The following is a 20,132-nucleotide window of genomic DNA, read 5'->3' on the forward strand; positions in this document are numbered from 1 at the left end:
AAAGCCGGAACGGGGCCCCGCCTCGTCCGCCGCTTTCGCATCAGTTTTGCCGTTTCCGCGTTTTCGCTTGCCTTCCCTTTACCGACGTTGCCGATGACAGCCGCCCACGAGCCTTCTTCCCCGCCGTCCCTCGACGCTTCCCCCGGCCGCCCCGCGGCGCGCCTGATCCTTGCGCTGTTGCGCGAAAGCCGCGTGTCGCTCGCGCTGGCGCTCACCGCGTGCGTGCTGAACGGCGTCGCGAGCGTGCTGCTCGTCGCGACGCTGAACCGCGCGCTGTCGCAGCCGGGCGCGGCCGACGCGTCGCTCGCGTGGCGCTTCGCGCTGTGCGCGGTGATCGCACTCGTCACGCGGATCGTGTCGGGCACGCTGTTCGCCCGCCTGTCGCAGGACACGATGGCGCGGCTGCGCTTGCATCTCGCGCGGCGCGTCGGCGCGGCCGAGCTGCGCGACATCGAGCGGATCGGCGCGGCGCCCGTGCAGTCGGTGCTGACCGACGACGCCACCAACGTGTCGATGCTGTTCTTCGCGCTGCCGAATCTCGTCATGCACGGCTCGATCGTGTTCGGCTGCCTCGGCTATCTCGCGTGGCTGTCGTGGCCGGTGTGCCTGCTGGCATTGGCCGCGATCATCGCCGGATCGCTCGGCTATCACACCGGCGACCGCCGCGCGATCGCATCGCTCGAAGCGGCCGGCCAGGCGCAGGATCGGCTGTTCGGCTATCTCGGCTCGCTGTTTTCCGGCGCGAAGGAGCTGAAGCTGCACGATGAGCGTGCCCGCCAGTTCGTCGACGGCCAGCTCGGCGCCGCGATCGGCGAAGTGCGCGACCACCGCCGCCGCGCGTTCAGCGCGTATGCGGTCGGGGTCGGCTGGATCATCTTCCTGTTCTATGTGTTCCTCGGCATCGCGTCGTTCTGGCCGCAGCTCGGCGTGCATGCCGATCCGGCCGCGGCCGCCGGCTACGTCGTCGTGTTCCTGTTCATGCTCGTGCCGCTCGACGGGCTGCTGAACAACCTGCCGACCGTCAACGCGGCCCGCGTGTCGCTCACGCGGATCGAAGGCGTGATGGCCGAATTCGGCGCGCTGCGCACGGTGCCGCCCGCGTCCGACGCCCCCGACGTGCCGCCGGCCGGCGCCGTCACGCTGCGCGGCGTCACGCATGCGTACTTCCACGAACGCGACGAACGGATGTTCAGCATCGGGCCGATCAACCTGACGATCCAGCCGGGCGAGCTCGTGTTCATCGTCGGCGGCAACGGCAGCGGCAAGACGACGCTCGCGAAGGTGCTGACGGGCCTCTACGAACCCGAGGAAGGCACGATCGAGGTCGACGGCCGCACGATCGGCTGGCGCGAGCGCGCCGCGTACCGGCAGCGCTTCAGCGCGGTGTTCAACGATTTCCACCTGTTCGATGCGTTGCTCGGCATCGTCGATCCCGACGATCCGTCCCGTGCGCAGGCCGATGCGCGCGCGAACGCGCTGGTCGCGAAGCTCGCGCTCGACCACAAGGTGAAGGTGGTCGACGGCGCATTCTCGACCCGCGCACTGTCGACCGGGCAGCGCAAGCGGCTCGCGCTCGTCGTCGCGTACCTGGAGGACCGGCCGTTCTACCTGTTCGACGAATGGGCGGCCGACCAGGACCCGTCGTTCAAGGCCGTGTTCTACGAGCAACTGCTGCCCGAGCTGCGGGCGCGCGGCAAGGCCGTGATCGTGATCACGCACGACGACCGCTACTTCGATCTCGCCGATCGTCTGTTGAAGCTGGACAACGGGCGCATCGTCAGCGATACGACGCCGGCGCGATCACGTGCGCAGGATGGTGTCGATGCGCTGAGCGCGTAATTCGACAGTCGATGGAAAAAATCGCCGACGTGCTGCAAGGGCAGTGCGTCGGCGATTTTCGTTTCAGGAAGCGATGTGGCTGGCGCGTTGCGCGACCGCAGAACGCCTGGGGCGATTCACCGCGCGTCCCGCGCACATGCAGCGGCCGCCGTCGGCGAGGACGCCGCTCGACCGAAGCGCATCACATCGAGCGCGACCGCCGGCCACGCGGCCGGGTCGAGCCGGATCGCCGCGTGGCGCGCGCAGGCCGACCGCAACGCCCTGCCCGTCCAAGTCGAAGCGGCGTCATCCGCCGATCGAGGAGCGCCGCGCACTCAACGCACGGCCGGCAGCTTCAGCATCGTATCGGTCATCACGTCGACCAGCTTCAGCGCCGACATCGGGCCGCCAAACCCCCAGATGTTGCGTTCGATGAGCGCGATCCGGTGTTCCTTCATGGCGGGCACGAAGCGCCACACCGGCGAATCGAGTTTCGCGGAAAGCGGCACGTCCAGCCCCGACGCGGTCACGAACAGCACGGCCAGCTCGCGCTGCCTGAGTAAATCGGCCGACGTCACGTACAGCGTGCCTTCCCGCGTCGGCTTCTTCGGCCACGGGTCGAGCCCGAGCGCCCGCGCGAGCCCCGCCGACGTGCTGTTGCCGGTATACGCCCAGTAGCGGTCGGGCAAGCCGAGATCCTGCAGCAGCGCGACGCGCTCGCCCTTGCGGCCCGCGGCCGCGAGCCGCGCCGCATTGCGCGCGATGCCCGCATCGAGCTGCGCATCGACCGCCTGCGCGCGCGCGTCGCGCCCCGTGACCGCACCGATCGTCCGGAAGATCTGCCGCATCCAGTCGAGTTGCGTGACCGGCACGCCCCCATCGGACACATTCGGGCTGAACTGGAACAGGATCGTCGGCGCGATCCGGTCAAGCGCGTCGAAAATCGGCGCATGCCGGAAACCGACGCCGATGATCAAGTCCGGCTTGACCGCTGCAATTGCCTCGAGGCCCGGCTCCTGACGCGAACCGATGTCGGTCACGTTCGCGAGCCGCTCGCTTTGATAGCCGAGCCAGCCCGGATAGAACGCGGTATCGGCCATCCCGACCGGCACGAGGTCGAGCGCGATCACGCTTTCCGCGAACATGAAGTCGAGCGCGACCACGCGCTGCGGGCGCACCGGCATCGTCGCGCTCGCCTGCGACACGACGGGGTTACCGGCCAGCGACACCGCCCCCGGCGCACGCGCGCCCTGCTCGCGATGGGCATCGAGGGTCGCGGCAACCGCGCCGGACGATGCGGCCAGCGCGCCGCAGCACGCGGCGCCGAGCGCCGCGAGTGCGCCGAGCGCGTGCCGGCGGCCGGCATCCATCACCGGATCGCGTCCTGCTCGGCCAGCGCCGCGTCGTCCATCGTCAGTAGCAGGGGGCAGCTTCCACACAGTTGCGTTTCTCCAGGAATTTCATAGCGCAGGCAGCACACGCGGCGCGCACGAAACGGCGTCGGCAGCAGGGCCGAGCGCGGCACGGCATCACGCACGGGGATGCGCAGCGGATTCGGCTCGCCATGCACGCAGCTCGAGCCGAACAGCCAGTCCGCATCGCGGACGGGATCGGCCGCGCATGGCAGCGCACGATACGTATCGAGCAGATAGTCGAGCAGGTTGCCCGCGTTGCTCCACAGCACGCGTGGCGTGACGCGGCCCATCGCCGCGAGCAGGTCGATCACCGCGCCGAGATGCGCGACGAGCCCCGCATAGCGGGGCGCCGGGTCGTCGCACGGTGCGCCGAGCGCATCGTGCGGGAAGTACAGCGCGGCGGGCATCCCGTCGTCGAGCGCGACGAACGTGCGCTCGGGCGACATGTCGAGCGGCCGGCCGAGCGTCAGCGCGGCGACGACGCCGGCCGGCGCCGCGCGGCCGAAATAGTATTTGCTCCATTGCGACATCAGCGCGCGCGCATGCTGCGCCGGATCGCCGCCGTAATGGCCGACCATCACGTCGAGGATTGCCTCGCGGTGATCGGGCAGCGTGCTGACGGGTACGACGATCCGGCCCGGCGCATCGTGAGCGTCGTCCGGCATGCCGAGCCAGACGACGTCGAGGTGTTCGGCGAACGGTTCCGGCGCGAACGTCGAAAAACGCGTGGCGCGCGCGTCGTCGAGCGCGGGCGTCATCGCCCTGCGCGCCGGGCGCGGCGCCCCTCGAGGATCAGCAGTCCGAGCAGGTACGGCGCGCCGATCAGCGCGGTCAGCACGCCGGCCGGCACTTCGCGCGGCGCGACGACCGTACGCGCCGCGAGATCCGCCACGCCGAGGATCAGCGCGCCGCACGCGGCCGCGAGCCACAGCCGCGTCCGGTGCCGGCGCGCGCCGAGCATCGTCGCGACGTGCGGCGCCATCAACCCGATGAAACCGACCGGCCCGACCGCCGCGACAGCCGCGCACGCGGCGAGCGTCGCGATCGTCAGCGCGAGCGGCCGCAACGCGGCCACCGGCAGGCCGAGCGCGGCCGCCTGGTCGTCGCCGAGCGCGAGCATGTCGAGCGGTTTCGCGAGCCATGCGAACACGGGCACCGCGAGCACGCACCACGGCAGCAGCATCGACACCTCGCCCCAGCTCCGGCCATAGGTACCGCCGACGAGCCACACGACGAAGCGCGCGGGCTGCACGCTTTCCTGCGTGATCAGCCATTGCGCGAGCGTGGTCCACAGCGCGCCGATCACGATGCCCGTCAACGCCACCGCGAGCGGCGCATAGCGATGCCGGTGATTCAACGCAAGCGTGACCGCGAGCGACAGCCCGCCGCCGATCAGCGCGGCGGCCGCGAGCGTCACATGACCCATCAGCGGCCACGTCGACAACGCGAACAGCGTGACGAGCCCCGCGCCCTGCGTGACGCCGAGCACTTCGGGGCCCGCGAGCGGATTGCGCACGACGCTTTGCATCGCGACGCCGCTCACCGCCAGCAACGCGCCGGCAAGCAGCGCGCACAACAGGCGCGGCATGCGCAGGTCGATCAGCATCCGCGCGAGCGCATCGTGGCCGGACAGCGCAGCCGACCAGCGCGCGATCGACAGCCACTCGGGGCCGGCCGACACGCCGACGAACACGATCAGCACGCCCGCCACGACGAACAGCGCCGTGCGCAGCGGCCAGCCGCGCCGTTCGAGCCAGCCGACGAGCCGCGTCGAGCCGCCGCCGGCCGCACGTTCGGCATCCGCGTGCAGCACGCCCGACCACGCGGCACCGCGCCGGATCATCGCCAGCATCAGCGGCGTGCCGACCAGCGCGATCGCGACGCCGGTCGACAGCGTCGCGTCGAGACCCGACGCGAGCACCGCACTGTCGGTGACGAGCACGAGCGCACCGCCCGCGAGCGCCGACAGCGGCACCAGCACGCCGAGCCGCGCCGCGCGCGCGCCGCGCACCTGGCGCAGCAGGTTCGGCGCGACGAGGCCGACATACGACAGCGGGCCCGCGATACTGACCGCCACGCTCGTGAACGCGACCGCGACGATCGTCGCGGCGAGCCGCGTCGCATCGACGCGCACGCCGGCCGCGGCCGCCGCATCGTCGCCGAGCGTGAGCGGATTCAGCGGCCGGATCACGAACGGCAACGCGACGAGCGGCACGACGAGCCAGCGCGCGGCGAGCGCGAGGCCCGTCGCGCCCGGCTGGTAGAGGCTGCCGTTGGTCCACAGCGCGGCGCCCGCGATGTTCTGCTCGAAGAACGCGAGCACGAGCGTCGACAGCGCCGCGAACAGCAGCATGCACACGCTGCCCGCGAGCACGAGGCGCAACGGCGTCGCGCGCCAGCCGCCGGCCGCGACGATCGCGCAGGCGGCCGCGGCCAGCCCGCAGACGAACAGCAGCGGCACCGATGCGACACCGGCCAGCGCCGGCACGAGCATCGCCGCGAGCAGGCCGAGCTGGGCGCCGCCCGTCACGCCGAGCAGGTCGGGCGACGCGAGCGGATTGCGCGTGAGCGACTGGAACAGCGCGCCCGCGATGCCGAGGCAGCCGCCCGCGACGAGCGCGGCCGCGACGCGCGGCAGGTTGAGGTCGAACAGGAACACGTGCGCGAGCGCGGCGGCATCGCTACCGGGCACCGCGTCCCACCACACGCGCAGATCGGGCGCGACGCGCAGCGCCGCGAGCAGCGCGATCAACGTGACGAGGCCGAACGCGATCGCGCCGGCCCGGCCCGATGCCGTGCCCTTCCCCGCCGCCGCGAGGCGCTTGCGCATCGCGAACGTCGTCATACCGCGAGATCCCGGTCGAAGACGCCGGCCGCCTGCGGCACGCCGTCGGTCGTCGGCCCGTAGGCCGGCACGCACATCGGCGCGCCCGTCTGCGGATGCGAAAGCTTCAGCATCTCGACGCCGAACGCCGCGCGCAGCCGCGCCGGATCGAGCATCGCGTCGGGCGTGCCCTGCGCGACGAGGCGGCCCGCGCGCATCAGTACGATTTCATCGCTGTACGCGGCCGCCTGGTTCAGGTCGTGCAGCACCCACACGATCGTCAGCCCGCGCGTGCGGTTCAGCGTGCGCAGCGCATCGAGGATGTCGAGCTGGTGATGGATGTCGAGATAGGTCGTCGGTTCGTCGAGCAGCACGATCGGCGCCTGCTGCGCGAGCGCCATCGCGATCCACGCGCGCTGACGCTCGCCACCCGACAGCGCGCCGACGTCACGATCCGCGTCGCCCGCGAGGCCGCTCGTCTCGAGCGCCTCGTCGATCGCCGCGTGATCGGCCCGCGACAGGCCGCGCAGGAAGCCGCCGTATGCATAGCGCCCGTACGCGACGAGCTCGCGCACGGTGAGGCCCGATGGAATCTGGTTGAACTGCGCGAGCATCGTCAGCTCGCGCGCGAGCGCGCGACGGCGAAACGCCGCAAGCGGCCGGCCATTGACTTCGACATGGCCGGCACGGGCGGGCTGCAGGCCCGCGAGCGTGCGCAGCAGCGTGCTCTTGCCGCAGCCGTTCGGTCCGCACAGCGCGGTTACGCGGCCGGCCGCGATCGACAGGTCCAGCCCGTCGATCACGACATGGTCGCGATACCCTACCGACAGCCCGCGCGCGGCAAGCGCGGCGGTACGACGCGTCATCAATCCTCCGTTCGGCCGCGCGGGACCGTATAACTCTGCGCCATCGCGACGACGACCTTGCGCGGCCCCTCGAACGGGTCGCGCGCATGCGCGGTCAGCATGTTGTCGAGCATCAGCACGTCGCCCGTGCGCCACGGGAACACGATGCGCTGCTGGTCGAGCACGCCGCGGATCTCCGCAAGCGCGTGGGCTTCGAGCGGTTCGCCATCGCCGTAATACACGTTGCGCGGCACGTTCTCGAGCCCGACCGCGTCGACGAGCGCTTCCTGCATGTCGTCGTCGAGCGCCGACAGGTGAAACAGGTTCGCCTGGTTGAACCACACGCGCTCGCCGGTGCGCGGATGCCGTGCGACGGCCTGGCAGCGTTCGCGGGTGCGCAGCAGCAGCTCGCCGTCATCGTCGGTGCGCCATGCGCATTCGATGCCGCGCGCCGCGCACATCCGCTCGACTTCGGCCGGCTCGTCGGTGCCGAACGACTGCTGCCACGGCAGGTCGAGCCCCTGCCCGAAATTGCGCACGTACAGCAGCTCGCGCTTCTCGAAACGCGCAATCAACGCCGGATCGAGCGCGCGATAGACGGCGCGGCTGTCCGCGATCGGCGTCGCACCGCCCTTCGGCGCGGCGAGCGCGCAGTGGAACCAGATCCGCAGCGGCCATTCGCGCGTATATGACTGCTCGTTGTGCAGCGGAATCGCGCGGTGCGGCGGATATTCGGTCGACGTGTAGACCGCGCCCTCGACCTGGCTGCGCGGCGTCGATGCGTATTCATAGCCGATCAGCGGATCGCCGAACGATGCCGCGAACTGCTGGAACGCGTCGATCGACGGCACGTGAAAACCCGTGAACAGCACGCCGCCCGCCCGTTCGAGCGTGTCGGCCGCGATCTCGCGCGCCAGCGGCGCGACGTCGTCGATCGACATGCCGTCACTGCCGCGCGGCGACACGACGGTGGGCAGCCCCGGCTCGATACGCAGGTCGTCGAGCGTCGGCAACGAAAGCAGGGTCATGCAACGTCCTCTTCAGGTGGCGCGCCGGATCACGGCGCAGCGGGTCACGACGCGCGCGAGGCGCGCTCGCCGTCCATCGCGCGGCGCAGGCTCGCGGGGCGCATGTCGGTCCAGACGGTCTCGATGTGCGCGAGACAGTCGGCCTTCGGGCCGCTCACGCCGATCTCGCGCCAGCCGGCCGGCACGGGCCGGAACGTCGGCCAGATCGAATACTGTTCTTCGTCGTTGATGACGACCGTATAAACGAGGTCGTCGGTGTCGGCGGAAGGCGTCGTGGCTTGCGTCATGATCGGAAATCGCTGAGGCGGTTGAAGGTGGCGAAGCGGCGGTTTCGGCCGCTCCTGTCTGATAGACGTTTGGCCGGCGCGGATTTTTACCGGCGCCGTGCGCGGCCGCCCAGGAACACCGGGCACGCGACGCCGCGATGGCACGCGTCGAGGCATTCCGCGCAGTGGCGCTCCGCGTCGCGCACCATGAAATGCACGAGCGTCTGCGACACGTTCAGCGCGCGCGCCGCGGTCTGCAGCGTCTCCTCGCGCAGACGCACCATCTCGAACGCCGCGCGGCTGCGCGCCGGCAGGTCGTCGAGCGCCGCCCACACGCGCCGCAGCGTGTCGCGCGTCAGCAGCGCGGCTTCCGGCGTCGGCTCGGGCGACGGCACGTCGAAGCCGTCGTCCTCTTCCGTGTGATAGACGTTCTCGAGGCTTTGCCGGCGGCACGCATCGATCGACGCATTGCGCACCATCCGCGTCACGTAGGCGACCGGCTGGCGCACCGCGTCCTGGTTCGGGAATTCGACGAGCTTCACGAACACGTCGTGCACGACGTCCTCGGCGCGGCTCGCGCAGCCGACGAAGCCGCGCGCGACATTGACGAGCATCGTGCGATGCGAGATCAGCACGTCCAGCAGCGCGCCCTGCGCACGGGGCTCCGCGGCGCGGCGCGCACGCGGCGGCCGGTCGGGATAACTGCCGAGGAACGGGTTTGCCGCTGCCGCCGCCGGTCGGTCGAGCACTTCCGCCATCGCCATCGATCTGCTCCGTCAAATTCCGAGATAGCGAAATTTAACGTAAACGCAAATCATTCTCAATACGATTACGAAATGACCCTTTCGGTTGTCAGGATTTGTCTGAACAATCAGCGAAATCGTTGTCGGGTCAGATCGGACGCATGCCTCCGGTCGTGGCAGGCGGCGATCGATGCGTCTGTCCGGCGGATACGGCTGCCCGTGCGTTCACGGGGTTCTGACGAAACGCCTGGGGTCATGTCATGTGCGGTAGCAACTTCTTACCACGTGAAATTTTGAGGGCCCGTACGATCGACGTGCCGTTTCCCCAAGGGAGAACCACATGAAATCCATCGTGTTATCTGCCGTCATGATTGGCGCGCTGTCGAGCGTGTTGCTCACCGGCTGCGTGGCCTATCCTGGCCCGGCCGAAGTCACGATCGGCTGGCATGGCGATCGTTACTGGGACGGAAATCGCTACTGGGAGCGCCGCGACTGGGAGGCTCAGCATCGCGGCGGGCATGACGACCGCCGCGACGATCGCCGGGACGACCATCGCGACGATCAGCGGCCGCAGTGGTAGCAAGCTGCCGCTCCCGTGACCCACTATTCAACGACAGGACCTCAAACATGAAGACGCTACTCAAGACCCTGACCGTCGCGGCGCTCGCCGCCGCCGTACTCGTGCCGGCGATCGCCGAAGCCCATCCGCACCGCGTGTGTCACTTCGAGCATCACCATCACAAGGTTTGCCGCTGGGTGCGCTGAGCATCGCGCAGCAGATGCGAAAAACGCCGGCTTGCCGGCGTTTTTTTCGTCTTACCGATGCTGTTCTCCGCGGGGTAGCGCCCGACCGGCTGGCGCCCGGCATACCGCGTCAATAGATGAACAATCGTATCGTCGCCGTTCCGTTGAACGGCCCGATCTTGGGTGGGCCGAACGCCTTCAGCACGGCATCGAGCGTCACGCTCTGGTAGTTCACGCTTCCCGGCATCTGGGCGAGCACGAACTGTTCGTTGAACGCGATCGCCTTGCCGTTCCGGTCCTCGATGCCGATGCCGAAATTGCTGTTGGCGTCCGGTACGAGCAGCCCGTTACGCACCGTCTGCGACGTCTCGAAGTAGCCGTCCACGCGCACCGGGACGTTGCATTGCTTCGTCAGCGCGAGACTGAACGACTTGCGCGGCACCGCAGGCGAAAAACCGTTGCCCGTCGCCTGAACCTGACCGAACTTCACGATGCCGGGCTCGGGTGTGACCTTCACGTCGACCATGCAGGGTGTCGGCTTGAGATTCTGCAGACCGCTCAGCTTGTAGCGGAAGCTTCCCTTGCTGTTCAGCCCGCGCTCGCCGTCGAACTGAAACACCGCGTAGATATCCGAAGGCGGTCTCGTCCACGCTCCCCGCTTGCGAATGACCACCTGATACGTAATGCTGATGGGCCATTTCGGACACATCCCGGCATTGACCTGCCGGTCGTTCATCTCGCAGATTTTCACGGAGCGGTGCGTGTCGATGCCGTTCCCCGGCTGGCTGCTGCGTCCGTAATAGTCCGTGCCCTCGAAGCGAATGCCGACTTCGAGCCCCCACGCGGCCGGATTCTGTTTCTCCGGGTTCGCGTAGAAGTAGATCTGCTCGGGGAAATCCTGCAGCCCGCCGATATCCTTGTAGCAATAGCCCGTCGTCGTGCGCGGCGGCGATACCCAGATCACGTAACCATCCGGCGCGTCGGTCGGATACGACGCGACGTTGCCGATCGTCTCGGTCAGCGACAGCCCGCCGTTGTCCGCAATACACTTCAGCGCCCACGCCGGCTGCGCAACCGCGACGAACAGCGCGAGCACACACCACCTGATCCAGGCCGGCATGGGCGAAGCGATGCGGTTTCGTCGAACGGCGCTCATTTCTTCACGCTCTTGCAAGCCCCTGCCTCACACGCATACTCGACCGCCACCTGGCCACCGTAATCATCGACATGCGTGACGAACAGCGTCGACGGCGTCGCGGCCTTGAACGGCACGTCCGTCCTGCTCATCGGGCTCACCATCACCGGCTCCAGCGGCACCTGCGTCTTCTGCGCCCCCGAAGCCAGGTTGACGATCGTGATGTGATACGGCGTCGGATTGTCGAACACGAGCGTGTGCGCGGCCGAGTCGACCCGTAACGTCATCGGCAGCGTCCAGTCCTCGTCGCGCGCCGGCTGCACGGCCTTCGGGCGATAGAACAGCTTCATCTGCGTATGCAGCGCGATCTGCAGCGTGTTCGGCGTATCCGTCTTCGGCGGCACTTCGCGGATGTTCAGGTAGAACACCGTTTCGCGATCGGCCGGCAGTTCGGTGCCCGGCAGCTTCGCGATCCGCAGCACGTTGCGCTCGTTCGCCTCGACGCGCTGCAGCGGCGGCACGACCATCAGCGGCGACGTGATCTTGTTGCCCTTCGCGTCCTCGAGCCACGACTGCACGAGATACGGGTACGTCGTGCTCTTGTTGGTGATCGTGACGATCGCGGCCTGTTCGCCTTCGTTGAAGATCACGCGCGTGCGATCGGGCACGATCGCCGCCTGCGCGGCGCCTGCGAACAACGCGCCGGCGGTCGCGAGCACGCACCATGCGCGCCGCGAAAAGAAAAGGGAAAGGGAGAAGGAATGTTTCATCGCGGGATCCGTGAATTCATCGTTCGACCCGTGCGGCCGCTGCATGCGACTCACCGGGCGTCTGGCACGTCACCGGAATCGGCGTGCCTTCGAGTTGGAGCTGGTTCGGCAGCGTGTCGATCGTGCAGAGCGTGCGTTCGCCCGCCCGCACCGCCAGCGTGGATTTCGGCTGAACCTGGGTCAGGAACGCCGCACCGCCCTCGCCGACGATGCCGAGCTCCTTGCCGTTCGCCACGTCCTGCACCGATGCACCGAACGGCAGCGGCTTGCCGGCCGGGTCGGTCAGCGTCAGGTACAGGTTGCTGCCGCGCGCGGCGGAAAACTTCACGAAGCCGATCGCGCCGTCGGTCAGCACCATGCGCTGGATCGGGTTCGTCACCTGCACTTCGAGCGGCAGCTTCTCGACGTTGACGGTCGCGTCGTACACGTTGTACGGCGAGATGCCGTCGAGCACCGCATAGCCGCGCGAATCGGTGTGCGAGAGCGTGCCGGACAGCGGCACGTCGGGCACGCCGTCGGTCGACACCAGCAGGCGCGTATCGCCCGCATTGCCGTTCGCGTGCGCCGACACGCCGTATTGCGTCGCGACGAACGAACCGTCGACTTCGAGCGATGCCGCCGCATACGCATTGGCGAGCGTCGACGCCTGCGCGGTCAGCTGATACGCGGACGAGCGCTGGCGGTAGCTCGCGTTCGCCGACGCGCGTCCGTCGGTCGCGCCCGCGTTGACCTGGTAGGTCCGGCCGTTCGGATCGTCGTAGATGTAGCCCGCGTTCACGCTCGTGCTGCCGCTGCCCGTCGTCAGGTTCGACGTGACGGTGTGACGGCCGCCGATCGGCAACGTCGCGGTAACCGAGACCTGGTTGCCGCTTGCACCGGCGCTCTGCGTGCGGAACGCCGACACGCTCACGTTCAGGTTGCGCAGCGTGCCGATGGAGAACGCCCGCGTCAGCGTGAGGCCGACGCGCTGCTCGTTCGCGCGTTCCCAGTAGGTCGTCTGGTCGTACGAGAAATAGGTCGAGGTATCGCCGAAACGTTTCGACAGCGTCGCCGAGTAGCGCTGCTTGCTGTTGGCGAGGCCGTATGCGGTCGGGTCGCCCGAGAACTGCGCGAAGTTCGTGTACTCGCGTTCGGAGAAGCGATAACCGAAGAAGCGCACGTCGGCATCGAGCCCGTCGAAGTGCTTCGAATAGTTGATGCGGTACGAGTTGCCGTTGCGCGTCGCGCCGTTCCACCACAGCTTCGCCCGCGCATGCGTGACGTCGGCCGACAGCGCGCCGAACGCGCCGAAATCGCGGCCCAGGCCGAGCGCGATCGACGTATAACCCGACGCGGCGATGAAGCCGCCGTACGCCGTGACGTCGAACGGCAGACCGTAGGCGATTTCGCCAAAGCCGAAGAACGGCGTGATGCCGGCGCCGCCGAACTGGCGCGGCTTGCCGACGGCGGCCTTGTAGCGCAACTGCCCGGCGCGTGCGAGGAACGGCACGGCGGCCGTCGTCACCTGGAAGCGCTGCACGCTGCCGTCCTCTTCCTCGACCGCGACGTCGAGCGTGCCCTGCACGCTCGTATTGATGTTCTGCAGCGCGAACGCACCCGGCGACACGCGCGTCACGTACAACACGCGGCCTGCCTGCGACACGGTCACGGTCGCGTTGGTGCGCGCGACGCCCGAGATCAGCGGCGCATAGCCGCGCAGCGACGGCGGCAGCATGCGATCGTCGCTGCGGATCGACGCGCCCGTCAACGCGAACGTGTCGAAGATGTCGGAAGTCAGGTAGTCGTCGCCGAACGTCACCGTCGACTGGATCGACGGCAACGCACGAAAGGCATAAAGCCGGCTGAAGCGGAACGTGCGGTCCGCGTAGGCCGTATTGCCCACGTTCGATTGCGCCTGGTAGTCGCCGCGAAAGCGCCATGCATCCCAGTTCGCGCCCACCGTCCCGTAGGCCTGGATCGAATTCGTCTGGCGGCCGCCCGTCCCGAAGTTGCGGTTCGTGTTCGCGATCACGCGATAGTCGAGCATCGCCCCCGGAATCCCTTCGGACCAGCGCGACGGCGGCAGGTAGGTCGAATCGGTGAACTCGAGCGCGGCCTGCGGAATCGTGATCTTGAGCCGCCCGTCGCTTTTGAGGTAGCGCACGGTCGCGCCCTCGATCGCGCCGAGGTCGACGCAACGTCCGCCCTGGAAGCGCGGCAGGTCCTTCAGGAGCGACGGCTTCAGCCCGAACTGCGCGACGAGTTCCGGCGGCAGGCACGGCTTGCCCGCCCCTGATGTATCGACGGCGATGAATTCGATCGCCTGCAGCCCGTAGAACAGGTCGTTGACCTGCACGTCGAGCATGTACTCGCCCGGCAGCGTGAAGTCCGCCTGCGAGAACTGCGACAGATCGACGTTGTTCGAGCCGTCGATGTTCAGGAACGACGAATTGAATTCCGTCGCATGGCTCTGGCTGCCGACCACCAGCACGGAGACGCAAAGGAAGGAATGTCTGATTCGCACGCGGCGCTACCGGAAGTCCAGGGAGGGAGAAAAGGAGGAAAAACGAACGAGGAAGGGTGCGCGCACCCTTCCCCGGTACGGCGGCTTACTGGTAGCGAACCGTGAAATTCGCGACGCCTTCGGCGGTACCCGGCGTCACGCCGGCTGCGGTCGCCTCGTACATCGCAGCGAAGCGCGCGATGTTCGTGCCGTTCTGCAGCACGGTCGGTGCCTTCTGCTCGGCGCCGTTGTCGAGGTATTCACCCGACGCTGCCTGCAGGCGGATACCGACGTTGGTCGCCGAACCGATCGTCGCGAGCAGCTTCGGCTGGCCTGCGCTCGACGTGCCCGTGAACGTGAAGTACGCGTTCTGCGCGACGCTCGTGTCGCAGTCGGTCAGCTTGATGTCGAAGTTGGTCGGCGTGGACTTGTCGCCAGCCTGCTTGAACACGTTGGTCGGCACCTTGCCGAGGTTCACGGTCTGGTTGACCGAACCCGAATCGATGCCGCATGCGCCCGCGACGATCTCGCCCGTGAAGTTGATCGTGCCGGTGCCCGCTGCGAAGGCCGAGGTCGACAGGGCCGCGAGTGCGACAGCGGTCAGGATGGATTTTTTCATGACGTTTCCCGTAAGGACTGCAAATGGAGTAGTTGACGTGGCGGACACAAACGGCAGCGCATGGTGGCTTCCGTCCGACACGAGGCGGCATTATCGAGATAATCATGAAAGTTTTCTGTAAATCATTGTCAAATGCATCTGACAATGTCCGATTTACCCCTCTAAATCCCCACTCTTTCCTGTCGATTTACAATCCTTCAACTTTTATCCGCAGTCCTTTTTTATTTTCCGGAAGCAATTGAAGATTAAGGAAATTTTCGATCGACAGCCGTAGCCACCCTGCTCACCCATGCTGGGATTGGCTCCCGAGAAATCATCGTCGAAAAGGACAAAGCATTGTCCAATGCCGCCATCGTTGCAGAACGACAACGCCAATATCAAATCATTTTCAACAAACAGGAAATTAAACGGCGATTCAATCAATTTCATTCTTTCGCGCAAACGATTGCGACATGAATACAAACGTTTTACTGCGACACTTTGCCGCTCTCATTATTTCCAATATATTGATTAATCAGATCGTCAATTCCGGATCGTAAATCACATGCATGCGCGGTCGCCGGAACCCGTCATCCGGTCCGGATCGCGGCAGCGCAGGAAGGAAAAATGGACCGCACACGTTTGCGCGGAATGGCGACACGAGCGGTCGCATGGCGAGGGCTGTTCCGGAACGCGCACGTGCGCGTTCCGGCAGGATGAAAAACGTCCTGGCCAGCCTGTCAGTGAAGGGGAAGATATCGCCGGAACAGCGGTATGGATCGAAGAAAGCGGCGGCGGCACGTCGAAGCGCACCGCCGCCCTCATGCCGCCCGACGCGTTGTCGCGTCAGGCGACAGGCATCACGCGGATGCCGCGGCCTCCACCGACGCCGGCGACCAGCCGCCGCCGAGCGCGCGGTACAGCGTGATCGCATTCGCGAGCCTGAGTTGCTTGAGCCGGATCAGCTCCTGCCCCGACTCGTACGTGCTGCGCTGAGCGTCGAGCAGTTCGAGATACGTCGCGACACCGCCCGCGTAACGGCGCTCGGCGAGCTTCAATCGCGCGCCGTCGGCCGCATACACGTCCTGTTGCGCGGCAAGCTGGCGATCGATCCAGTCGCGCGCGGCGAATGCGTCGGCCACTTCTCGGAATGCGGTCTGCACCGTCTTCTCGTAATCGGCCACCGCGATGTGCTTGCGCGCATTCGCGACGTCGAGGTTCGCCTGATTGCGGCCGCCCGCGAAGATCGGCAGCGTGACGCGCGGCGCGAACGTCCACACGCTCGTGCCGCCGGCGAACAGGCTCGAGAACGCATCGCTGACCGAGCCGTAGTCGCTCGTCAGCGTGATGCGCGGGAAGAACGCCGCGCGCGCGGCGCCGATCTGCGCGTTGGCGGCCTTGAGCCGTGCCTCCGCCTGCCGGATGTCCGGCCGCCGTTCGAGCAGTGCACTCGGTGCGCCGGGCGCCACGGGCGCGATCGACAGTGCGTCGAGCGCGGTCGTGTCATCCGGCACGTTGCGCGCGAAGTCGCCCGCGAGCAACTGCAGCGCGCGCACGGATTGCGCATGCTCGCGCTGCAGTGCGGCCTGCGACGCGCGCGCGGATGCCACCAGCATCTCGGCCGAACGCAGCTCGATCGCGTCGCTCGTGCCGGCCGCATAACGGCGCTGCGTGAGCGCGGCCATGCGTTGGCGCGCATCCAGCGTGCGCTGCGCCAGCGCAAGTTGCTCGTGCAGCGCGCGCTCCGATACGTACGCGCCCGCCACGTCGGAGATCACGCCGATGCGTACCGTGCGTTGCGCGTTGGCCGTCGCGAAATAATCGGCGAGCGCCGCGTCCGACAGGCTGCGCACGCGGCCGAACAGGTCGAGCTCATATGCGCTGATGCCGACGCCCGCGCGATACAGCCCGCTGATCGCGCTTTCGCGCACGACCGGGTCGTACTGGCGGGTACGGTCATAGCCCAGATTCGCATCGACCGACGGCATCCGGTCCGCGCGCTGCACGCCGTACAGCGCGCGCGCTTCCTCGAGGCGGCCGGCCGCGACCCGCAGGTCGCGGTTGTTCGCGAGCGCCGCGTCGATCCACGCCTGCAGCGCGGCATCGGTAAAGTAGCTGCGCCAGTCGTCGAGCAGCGCGGCGTCGGCGGGCGACACCTCGGCCGCCGGTGCGGCACTGCCGTCGACCGGCGCATAGGTCGCCGGCACCGGCGCCGCCGGCCGCTCGTAACGCGGCGCGAGCGTGCAGCCGGCCAGCGCGAGCGCGGCGGCCAGCGCAACCTGGGCCCGCAGCGCGGCGCGTGCATTCAGCGCAAACATCATTGAGAACCCTCCATCGTCACCGGCTGTGCCCCGCCGCGCCGGCGCGGGCCGACGTCGAACAGGCGGCCGACGATCACGAAAAACAGCGGGACGAGGAACACCGCGAGCACGGTCGCCGTGATCACGCCGCCCAGCACGCCGGTGCCGATCGCCATCTGCGCGCCGGACGCGGCGCCCGACGCGAACGCGAGCGGCAGCACGCCGACACCGAACGCGAGCGACGTCATCACGATCGGCCGCAGCCGCAGGCGTGCGGCCTCGAGCGCCGCGTCGACGAGCGACATGCGCTGCGCGACCAGGTCCTTCGCGACTTCGACGATCAGAATGGCGTTCTTCGCGGACAACCCGATCGTCGCGATCAGCCCCACCTTGAAGTAGATGTCGTTCGGCATCATCCGCAGCGTGACGCCGAGCACCGCGCCGATCACGCCGAGCGGCACGACCAGCATCACCGCGAACGGAATCGACCAGCTCTCGTAGAGCGCCGCGAGCGCGAGGAACACGACGAGCACCGACAGCGCGAACAGCATCGGCGCCTGCGCCCCCGACAGCCGCTCCTCGAACGACTGCCCCGACCACGAGAAGCCGGTGCCCGCCGGCAGCTTCCCGGCGAGCCGCTCGATCGCGCTCATCGCCTCGCCGCTGCTGTGGCCTGCCGCGGCCGAGCCGTTGATCGTGAACGACGGAAAGCCGTTGTAGCGCGTGAGCTGCGGCGGCCCGAGCGTCCAGTGCAGCGTCGCGAACGCCGCGAGCGGCACCATCTCGCCGCGCGTGTTGCGCACGCGCAGCTTCTTCACGTCGTCCGGATCGAGCCGGTGCAGCCCGTCGGCCTGCACGATCACGCGCCGCACCTGCGTGCCGTGCATGAAGTCGCCGATATAGTCGGAGCCGAACATCACCGCGAGCGTCGTGTTGATCTCGTCCATCGACACGCCGAGCGCGGACGCCTTCGCGCGATCGATGTCGAGCTTCAGTTGCGGCGCGTCCTGCGTGCCGGCGAACATCAGGTCGGTCAACGCCGGATCCTTGCGGCCCGTCTCGAGCAACTGCTCGCGCGCGGCGCTGAACGTCGCGTAGTCGAGCCCGCCGCGGTTCTGCAGCCGGAAGTCGAAGCCGCTCGACGAGCCGAGATCGGGCAGCGCCGGCGAGTTCATCGCGAACACCGTCGTGTTCGGCGTGCTCGCGAAGCGCTCGTTGATGCGCGCGATGATCGCCTGCACGTGCGCTTCGTCGGCCTTGCGCTCCTTCCAGTTCTTCAGCGTGACATAGATCATCCCGCCGTTCGGCCCTTCGCCGTACAGGTTGAAGCCGCCGAGCGCGTACGTGAACGCGATCGGCTCATCGCGGCGGATGGCCGACTCGACTTTCCGCACGCTCTGCATCGTTTCCGCGAGCGGCGTGCCTTGCGGCCGGATCACCATCACCATGAAGTTGCCCTGGTCCTCGTCCGGCAGGAACGCGGTCGGCAGTTGCGTGAGCATCAGTGCCGCAGCGCCGGTCAGCGCACCGTATACGACGAGCCAGCGCACCGGCTTCATCAGCATCGTGCCGACGCGCGTCGCATAGCGCTGCGTCGAGTTCGCGACGAAGCGGTTGAACCAGCCGAAGAAGCCGCGCTTCTCGTGATGGTCGCCCGACACGGGCTTGAGCAGCGTCGCGCACAGCGCGGGCGTCAGCGACAGCGCAAGGAAGGCCGAGAAGCCGATCGACACCGCGAGCGACAGCGCGAACTGCCGGTAGATGTTGCCCACCGCGCCGCCGAAGAACGCCATCGGCAGGAACACCGACGTCAGCACCACGGTGATCCCGATGATCGCGCCGCTGATCTGCTTCATCGCCTTGACGGTCGCGTCGTAAGGCCCGAGCCCCTCCTCGACCATCAGCCGCTCGACGTTCTCGACCACGACGATCGCATCGTCGACGAGGATGCCGATCGCGAGCACCATCCCGAACATCGTCAGCACGTTGATCGAGAAACCGGCCGCATACATCACGCCGAACGTGCCCGCGAGCGCGACCGGCACGACGAGCGTCGGGATCAGCGTCGCACGCAGGTTCTGCATGAACAGGAACATCACGAGGAACACCAGCACGCCGGCCTCGATCAGCGTCGTGACGACCTTGTTCATCGATACGCGCACGAACGACGACGTCTCGAACGGGATCTGGTACTTCACGCCCGGCGGGAAATACGCGGACAGCTCGTCCATCGTCGCGCGCACGCGCTTCTCGGTGGAGACCGCGTTCGAGCCCGGCGCGAGCTTGATGCCCATCCCGGTCGCGACCTTGCCGTTCACGTACGACGGATAGTTGTAGTCGTTGCCGCCGAACTCGATGCGTGCGACGTCGCGCAGGTAAAGCGCGGCGCCGTCGGCCTGCGTGCGCAGCGCGATCGCGCCGAAATCGGCCGGCGTCTTCAGCGGCGCGTCGGCGAGCACGGTCGCCGCGATCGGCGCGCTTTCCGGCACCGCGGAGCGGCCGATGTCGCCGATCGTCACGCGCGCGTTGTGCGCACGCACGGCCGATGCGATATCCGACGCGGTGAGGCCGTGACCGGCCATCTTCACCGGGTCGGGCCAGATCCGCATCGCGTACTCGGTGCCCCAGACCTGCACCTTGCCGACGCCCTCGACGCGACGCAGCGCCTGCACGACGTTCGCCGACGCATATTCGCCGAGCTGCACGGCGGTCATCCGCCCGTCGTCGGACGTCAGCGACACCACGAGCTGGATGTTGTCGGCGGCTTTCTCGACCTGGATGCCGTCGCGTCGCACCGGTTCCGGCAGCCGCGCCTCGACCGTCTTCAGCCGGTTCTGCACTTCGACGGCCGCGAGATCGGCGTTCACGCCCTGCTTGAACGTCAGGTACAGCGACGCCATCCCGGCGCTGCTGGTGGCCGACGTGTACATCAGCCCCGGCGCGCCGTTCATTTCGCGCTCGATCAGCGCGGTCACCGATTCCTCGACGACCTGCGGGGACGCGCCCGGATACGTCGCATAAAGGCTGACGACGGGCGGCGCGATGTCCGGGTACTGCGCGACGGGTAGCGCGCGGATCGCGAATGCGCCGCCCAGCATGATGAAAATTGCGATCACCCACGCGAAGACGGGGCGATCGATGAAGAAACGTGCCATGGTGGTGTG

At 67.8% G+C, this 20,132-nt stretch carries 16 protein-coding genes and 1 pseudogene; 3 read left to right on the forward strand and 14 right to left on the reverse strand.

Features of this window, described 5'->3' with window-relative positions:
• Positions 1–93: 93 nt before the first annotated feature.
• Entirely contained in the window at positions 94–1,839 is a 1,746-nt protein-coding gene (locus LGM56_RS31855; RefSeq protein WP_226207753.1) for a cyclic peptide export ABC transporter, read from the forward strand.
• Positions 1,840–1,959: 120 nt separating this feature from the next.
• Here the strand turns inward: LGM56_RS31855 and LGM56_RS37055 are convergent.
• The 8 genes and pseudogenes from LGM56_RS37055 to LGM56_RS31890 form a co-directional block, all read right to left on the reverse strand.
• Positions 1,960–2,090: pseudogene (locus LGM56_RS37055) on the reverse strand (N-acetyltransferase); the annotation flags it as partial.
• A 63-nt stretch (positions 2,091–2,153) separates the two neighbouring features.
• On the reverse strand, positions 2,154–3,191 hold the full coding sequence (locus LGM56_RS31860) for an ABC transporter substrate-binding protein (RefSeq protein ID WP_226207754.1): 1,038 nt from the start codon (positions 3,189–3,191) through the stop codon (positions 2,154–2,156).
• Entirely contained in the window at positions 3,188–3,991 is an 804-nt protein-coding gene (gene fhuF, locus LGM56_RS31865) for a siderophore-iron reductase FhuF (protein ID WP_226207755.1), read from the reverse strand. The genes LGM56_RS31860 and fhuF overlap by 4 nt, the downstream gene beginning before the upstream one ends.
• Entirely contained in the window at positions 3,988–6,078 is a 2,091-nt protein-coding gene (fhuB, locus tag LGM56_RS31870) for a Fe(3+)-hydroxamate ABC transporter permease FhuB (RefSeq protein ID WP_226207756.1), read from the reverse strand. Before fhuB ends, fhuF begins: the two co-directional genes overlap by 4 nt.
• Complete coding sequence (locus LGM56_RS31875) at positions 6,075–6,923, reverse strand: ABC transporter ATP-binding protein (protein WP_089494817.1); 849 nt, start codon at positions 6,921–6,923, stop codon at positions 6,075–6,077. The genes fhuB and LGM56_RS31875 overlap by 4 nt, the downstream gene beginning before the upstream one ends.
• The gene (locus LGM56_RS31880; RefSeq protein ID WP_226207757.1) at positions 6,923–7,930 is read right to left on the reverse strand and encodes a TauD/TfdA family dioxygenase; all 1,008 of its coding nucleotides are present in this window, start codon (positions 7,928–7,930) and stop codon (positions 6,923–6,925) included. The genes LGM56_RS31875 and LGM56_RS31880 overlap by 1 nt, the downstream gene beginning before the upstream one ends.
• Before the next feature lie 44 nt (positions 7,931–7,974).
• Entirely contained in the window at positions 7,975–8,217 is a 243-nt protein-coding gene (locus LGM56_RS31885) for an MbtH family protein (RefSeq protein ID WP_011351933.1), read from the reverse strand.
• Positions 8,218–8,303: 86 nt separating this feature from the next.
• Entirely contained in the window at positions 8,304–8,960 is a 657-nt protein-coding gene (locus LGM56_RS31890; RefSeq protein WP_226207758.1) for an RNA polymerase factor sigma-70, read from the reverse strand.
• A gap of 319 nt (positions 8,961–9,279) precedes the next feature.
• On the opposite strand from LGM56_RS31890, the gene LGM56_RS31895 reads away from it, so the two are divergent.
• Both LGM56_RS31895 and LGM56_RS31900 read left to right on the forward strand, forming a co-directional pair.
• Positions 9,280–9,519, forward strand: a complete 240-nt coding sequence (locus tag LGM56_RS31895) for a hypothetical protein (RefSeq protein ID WP_089494815.1) — start codon at positions 9,280–9,282, stop codon at positions 9,517–9,519.
• A gap of 47 nt (positions 9,520–9,566) precedes the next feature.
• Positions 9,567–9,704 carry an HHHH-motif protein gene (locus tag LGM56_RS31900; protein ID WP_163008971.1) on the forward strand — a complete coding sequence of 46 codons (138 nt, stop codon included), beginning with the start codon at positions 9,567–9,569 and terminating at the stop codon, positions 9,702–9,704.
• Between the two features lie 109 nt (positions 9,705–9,813).
• On the opposite strand, the gene LGM56_RS31905 is transcribed toward LGM56_RS31900, so the two are convergent.
• The 6 genes from LGM56_RS31905 to LGM56_RS31930 form a co-directional block, all read right to left on the reverse strand.
• Positions 9,814–10,839, reverse strand: a complete 1,026-nt coding sequence (locus LGM56_RS31905) for a fimbrial protein (RefSeq protein ID WP_089494814.1) — start codon at positions 10,837–10,839, stop codon at positions 9,814–9,816.
• Positions 10,836–11,588: a molecular chaperone gene (locus LGM56_RS31910; RefSeq protein WP_226207759.1), complete on the reverse strand. Its 753-nt coding sequence runs from the start codon at positions 11,586–11,588 to the stop codon at positions 10,836–10,838. Before LGM56_RS31910 ends, LGM56_RS31905 begins: the two co-directional genes overlap by 4 nt.
• 16 nt (positions 11,589–11,604) lie before the next feature.
• Positions 11,605–14,058 (reverse strand): fimbria/pilus outer membrane usher protein, encoded by a 2,454-nt coding sequence (locus tag LGM56_RS31915; protein WP_226207806.1) that lies wholly within the window; start codon positions 14,056–14,058, stop codon positions 11,605–11,607.
• Between the two features lie 118 nt (positions 14,059–14,176).
• Entirely contained in the window at positions 14,177–14,689 is a 513-nt protein-coding gene (locus tag LGM56_RS31920) for a fimbrial protein (RefSeq protein ID WP_089425375.1), read from the reverse strand.
• Between the two features lie 839 nt (positions 14,690–15,528).
• Entirely contained in the window at positions 15,529–16,986 is a 1,458-nt protein-coding gene (locus LGM56_RS31925; RefSeq protein WP_089495287.1) for an efflux transporter outer membrane subunit, read from the reverse strand.
• Positions 16,986–20,123, reverse strand: coding sequence for a multidrug efflux RND transporter permease subunit (locus tag LGM56_RS31930; RefSeq protein WP_226207760.1), 3,138 nt, complete (start codon positions 20,121–20,123; stop codon positions 16,986–16,988). Before LGM56_RS31930 ends, LGM56_RS31925 begins: the two co-directional genes overlap by 1 nt.
• Positions 20,124–20,132 lie beyond the last annotated feature (9 nt).

This window comes from Burkholderia sp. AU38729, from assembly GCF_020419725.1.
GTDB lineage: Bacteria > Pseudomonadota > Gammaproteobacteria > Burkholderiales > Burkholderiaceae > Burkholderia.